This is a genomic window from Sphingobacterium sp. UBA7253 (genome assembly GCF_002472745.1).
GTDB classification, from domain to species: Bacteria; Bacteroidota; Bacteroidia; order Sphingobacteriales; family Sphingobacteriaceae; genus Sphingobacterium; species Sphingobacterium siyangense.
Genome location: NZ_DKSP01000017.1, coordinates 1 through 4,467, shown reverse-complemented (window position 1 = coordinate 4,467; position 4,467 = coordinate 1). Strand labels below are relative to the sequence as shown.

At 39.1% G+C, this 4,467-nt stretch carries 5 protein-coding genes; all 5 read right to left on the bottom strand.

Going from position 1 to position 4,467, the window contains the following annotated elements; translation table 11 throughout:
• Nucleotides 1-843: 843 nt before the first annotated feature.
• A complete protein-coding gene (locus B2X72_RS01290; RefSeq protein WP_075994197.1) occupies nucleotides 844-1,239 on the bottom strand; it encodes a GtrA family protein in 396 nt (131 codons plus the stop codon).
• A gap of 2 nt (nucleotides 1,240-1,241) precedes the next feature.
• On the bottom strand, nucleotides 1,242-1,934 hold the full coding sequence (locus B2X72_RS01285; protein WP_075994198.1) for a CDP-alcohol phosphatidyltransferase family protein: 693 nt from the start codon (nucleotides 1,932-1,934) through the stop codon (nucleotides 1,242-1,244).
• Between the two features lie 9 nt (nucleotides 1,935-1,943).
• On the bottom strand, nucleotides 1,944-2,936 hold the full coding sequence (locus B2X72_RS01280; protein ID WP_088162961.1) for an NAD-dependent epimerase/dehydratase family protein: 993 nt from the start codon (nucleotides 2,934-2,936) through the stop codon (nucleotides 1,944-1,946).
• Nucleotides 2,933-4,054: a hypothetical protein gene (locus tag B2X72_RS01275; RefSeq protein ID WP_070561222.1), complete on the bottom strand. Its 1,122-nt coding sequence runs from the start codon at nucleotides 4,052-4,054 to the stop codon at nucleotides 2,933-2,935. The genes B2X72_RS01280 and B2X72_RS01275 overlap by 4 nt, the downstream gene beginning before the upstream one ends.
• Before the next feature lie 11 nt (nucleotides 4,055-4,065).
• A partial coding sequence (locus tag B2X72_RS01270) for an aminotransferase class I/II-fold pyridoxal phosphate-dependent enzyme (protein WP_286848106.1) occupies nucleotides 4,066-4,467 on the bottom strand: 402 nt, incomplete at its 5' end.

The following is a 4,467-nucleotide window of genomic DNA, read 5'->3' as shown; positions in this document are numbered from 1 at the left end:
GTGCAAAGATAGGGAGTTTACTAACAAACTTCCAAGCCTTTTGTTCTTATTTATTTCATTTTGTCCCTAACTGCCTGTAACGGTGCGAGATTCTTTTTGTAAAACAGGTGATCGGAAGGCTGGGATGGCTGATCCGGCCGGCAGATTGGGCCACATAGCGGCATCGAGCAACGAAAACATCCCGAATTGCACCTGCCGGATCTATCGCCCCACCGACGCAGCATAGCAAAGGGAGATCGGAAAACGCAAACATAGCCGAACAGAGAACAACAGAGATCCGCAACGTTTAATCCCATCGATATAATAGAAATAGGATGTAATGGGGAACCGCAACCGCAACGGAACAGAGAATGGCATGGCGACCTTAAGACTTCCCCGGGATTCTTTTTAGAATTTAAGCAAGGCTCCAGATCCTGTCATTTTGGTCCAGGGATTACTTATTGTAAACTTTGATCAACTTTTATTTTAGTATAGGGTTTAGTTAGGGTTAGTTTAGGTATAGCTTAGGTTATAGCTAAACTAACCCTAACTTAAAGCTAACTAAATACCAGTTAAAATCTAGCTTAAAGAGGAACTAAATAAAAGCGAATAAATATAATCAACAAATAAGATGGTGGCACGCTTCACCTCGGATTTGCCCCAGAGAAACAGAAAACAACAGCGATTTGAAGGAATATAACAGAGATAAGACGCTAAAAAGCCCTTTTAGTCTAGAACAAGAGCTAAATTAACATCCTACAAAACCAAAACTTGGTAAGAAAAGAGTAAGAGAGATCAAAAGAATCGGAAAACAGAAAAGAAACTGAAACCAGCTAAAGCTGATTCGCAAAAAGAAGGAAATTACTATTTCTCCTCCGCTTTAAAAACCCAAAAACGTTGAAGTGTATAGTTGAAGCCCAAAGAAACGAGCAGCTCAACGACTAGTTTCGAGAACAAAAAGTTTAAATGATAAACATCCACCAGAAAATGAATTCCTGTAGACTTCAATGTAATACTACCACAGACGACAATCACAAATTTCCATAGCTGACTCCCAACGGACTTTTGCGTACTACCAAAGGACCAGTATCGATTGATCAAAAAATTAACAACAGCACCAAGGCTACCACTAATAGCATTAGAAAAAGGAGCACTGATATGAAGTAGCTTATAACAAGCAGAGTATACTCCAAAATCAAACAATCCGCCTAAAAAGGCGGAAAGTTGAGCTTTTAAAAAAGTAATAACTTTTGAAGACATCGTTAAATAGCCTCCTCCTGCTGTTTTTTCAATTTATCCTCTTTATCTTTTTCATCGCCTAATTTAAGAAGTAGACGTGTATCATTTGTATTAATTATAAAAAGTGCAATACAGATTACCAGTACACACCAATTAATAGATCCAGGCATTAAAACTTCGAAGAGCATAACCAATGAAATAATCACCCGAATTTCAGTAGGCCCCAAAATTCCGGCGTCTATCGTATACTTATCTGTAATTCTATACCTGAGCTGAGAAATGATCATTGCCCAGCCATATAATGCGACCAATGTAAATCCCAGATACTTAAAGTCACCCACGGTATACAGCACATATCCCAATCCGATAAAAACCGTACTGATCCAATCCATTACAATATCCAGCGCGAAACCGTACCAGCGACGGGATTTATTGCGGTAGAATGCGATACGCCCATCTAATGAATCACCAAACCATTGTACAAAGAAACCAGGGATTCCTAAAAGTAAATAGCGAATATCAACATATTCAGCCAGTATAAAACTCCCCAATATCATTAAGGAACCTAAAAATCCAATTGCCGTAAGTCCATCCGAAGTAATCCAATTGGGGATTCGAGGAACAAGGTACGAAATAAGTTTTTGTTCGGGTTCACTTAAGATATTTGTTCTCTTTCTATCCTGAAAAAGTTTTTTATTTATTTTTAACTCACTCATTATCTGCGATTATAGCCATTTATTTTCCTTATACCAAGCCAATGCCTCCATTAAGCCTTTCTTCAAATCATATTTAGGTTGGTATTGTAGCTGACGTTGAGCCGCCGAGATATCACAGCCCCAGTTTTCAGCTGTAAGTTCATTCAGCCGTTCCGGATATAGTACAGGTATTGCTTTAGAATTTTTATACAAACGTTCAAAAATAACCGCGATAGTCTTCACTACACCCAAAGGAATATGCATACGAATCATTTTCTTTTGACTAAACTCTTTGAAAAACCTAGCCAACTCATAACGCCCATATACCTGTCCATCACTAAGGCTATACACCTGCTTTCCACCTTGGTCAAAACGACAGGCATGAATAATCGCCTGCACCAGGTCGGCAACATAAATAAAGCTAAGCTTTTGAGGAGAACGACCAACATAAGCATCCAGGCCTCCATTCATTGTTTTAAAAACAATAAAAATATCCTTTTCACGAGGGCCGTATACTGCAGTAGGGCGCAAAATCGTTAGTGGCTGATCTTTAAAATCATTCAACGCGAGCTCCGCTTTCCGCTTACTACGACCATATGCCGTAACAGGACGATAAGGGCTGCTTTCATCAATAAGTTGAGCATCATAGTCAACAGGACCGATCGCCGCAAGACTACTAACGAAAACAAATCTTTTGATGGGAGTTTTTAAAGAAAAACAAGCCGATGCCAAGTTTTTTGTATAACCAACATTGACCTTTTCGAGATCTTCTTCATGTTTGGCACGAGTCATTGCCGCAGCATGAACAACATAGGTATAGTTTTCCGCTTCCAGTAATTCTCGGATAGACTCTTCATCAGAGAAATCCGGATAAACAAATTTATCTACAACAGAGCGAATTTCTGAAACATCACTTGACTTCCTCACCGCGGCATGAACTTCCATCCCCGCGTCTTTCGCTGCTCTTGTCAAATGATAGCCTACAAAACCACTCGCTCCGGTGATTAATACTTTTTCTATCATAATGATTTTTGATACAAACGATAACGTTTGTACAATTCTCCATTCATTTGCTCAATAGCGTGGTTCATCATGTAATTATGCTCCAACATCCATGAACATTCGGCCCCCTTAATATTAGAATCTTTTGATTCTTTTATAATTCGGCCATACAAACATGCTTCAATACCAAGTTTACGGTAGTCTTCCAATACCCCTAACATGAGTACACGAAGCAAGTTGATTTTTTTCTTTCCAAATAACAATTTAAAAATACCCGTAGGAAGTAGACGTCCGCGCTTCACTTTGATAAGGATCTGATTGATATCTGGAATCCCTAGACCAAAGCCAACAAGCTCACCATCCTTCTCTGCAACGATAGCAAAACGAGGATCGAGAATCATTTTTAAATCTTTGGCCGTATAATTAAATTCGTCCTCTGTCATCGGAACAAAACCCGAATTTTTATCCCATGCTCTATTATAAATGTCACGAACTTTTGCTGCCTCGTTTTTAAAATCCTTCACATTGAATTGACGCAATGTAATGCCAGATCTTTTCAAACGCTCTTCCAGCCTATCCAAAAGCAATACAGAGCGTTTATCCGCAGACTTTTCCATAACCAAGTAAGCTCTCAAATCCACTTTATGTCCATAGCCTGAATTGGTAATCAAGTCGATGTAATAAGGTGAATTGTAGGGCATCATGGCCACCGGAGGCTTATCAAAACCGTCCACCAATAAACCAACGGTATCATTGGTCGATAAATTGATAGGCCCAACGATCGTATCCCCTCCTTTAGCTTTAACCCATTTTTCTGCAGTTTCAAATAACGCGTTTGCGACTTCTTGATCATCTATACAATCGAAAAAACCCCACTGTCCTTCATTCACATGATTAAAGGCATTATGGTTGTTGTTCCAGATGGCACATATACGACCAACAATCTTATCGTTACGATATGCTAGAAAAGGTTGTGCTTGGGAATGTTTATAAAAGGGATGCTTGTCAGGGGAAAGCAAATCGTTTTGTTCAAGAAATAAGGCAGGTACATAATTAGGATTTCCCTCATAGAGACTATGAGGGAAATCTATAAACAGCCGTCTTTGTTTCTTTGTTTCAACGGGTATAATCTGAATCATACGATTAGATTTTATATTAATGTTTCAACTTCAGCTTGTTTGAATACTTTAACCATCTTCTCAATAGCCTCGTCGATTTGGTCATAAGTATGTGTCGCCATCAATGAAAAACGGATCAAAGACTCTTCCGCAGGAACTGCCGGAGAAACAACTGGATTAACGAATACACCATCATCTTGGAGCATTTTAGTTACCCAGAACGTTTTTTCATTACTACGAATAAAGATTGGTAGAATAGGACTTTCCGTAGCACCTAAATCAAACCCATGATCCAGTAATTGTGCTTTGGCATAATCTGTATTTTTCCATAATTTTTCAATATGCTCAGGCTCATTTTGAATAATTTCCAAAGCTTTCAATGTTGAAGCCACCGAAGCGGGAGTCATTGAAGCACTGAACATCACAGAGCGGGC

What these genes read in the sequence shown, in the direction of transcription:
- B2X72_RS01275 (WP_070561222.1), bottom strand. Translation starts at nt 4,054, where the DNA reads ATGATTCAGATTATACCCGTTGAAACAAAGAAACAAAGACGGCTGTTT.
- B2X72_RS01285 (WP_075994198.1), bottom strand. Translation starts at nt 1,934, where the DNA reads ATGAGTGAGTTAAAAATAAATAAAAAACTTTTTCAGGATAGAAAGAGA.
- B2X72_RS01290 (WP_075994197.1), bottom strand. Translation starts at nt 1,239, where the DNA reads ATGTCTTCAAAAGTTATTACTTTTTTAAAAGCTCAACTTTCCGCCTTT.
- B2X72_RS01280 (WP_088162961.1), bottom strand. Translation starts at nt 2,936, where the DNA reads ATGATAGAAAAAGTATTAATCACCGGAGCGAGTGGTTTTGTAGGCTAT.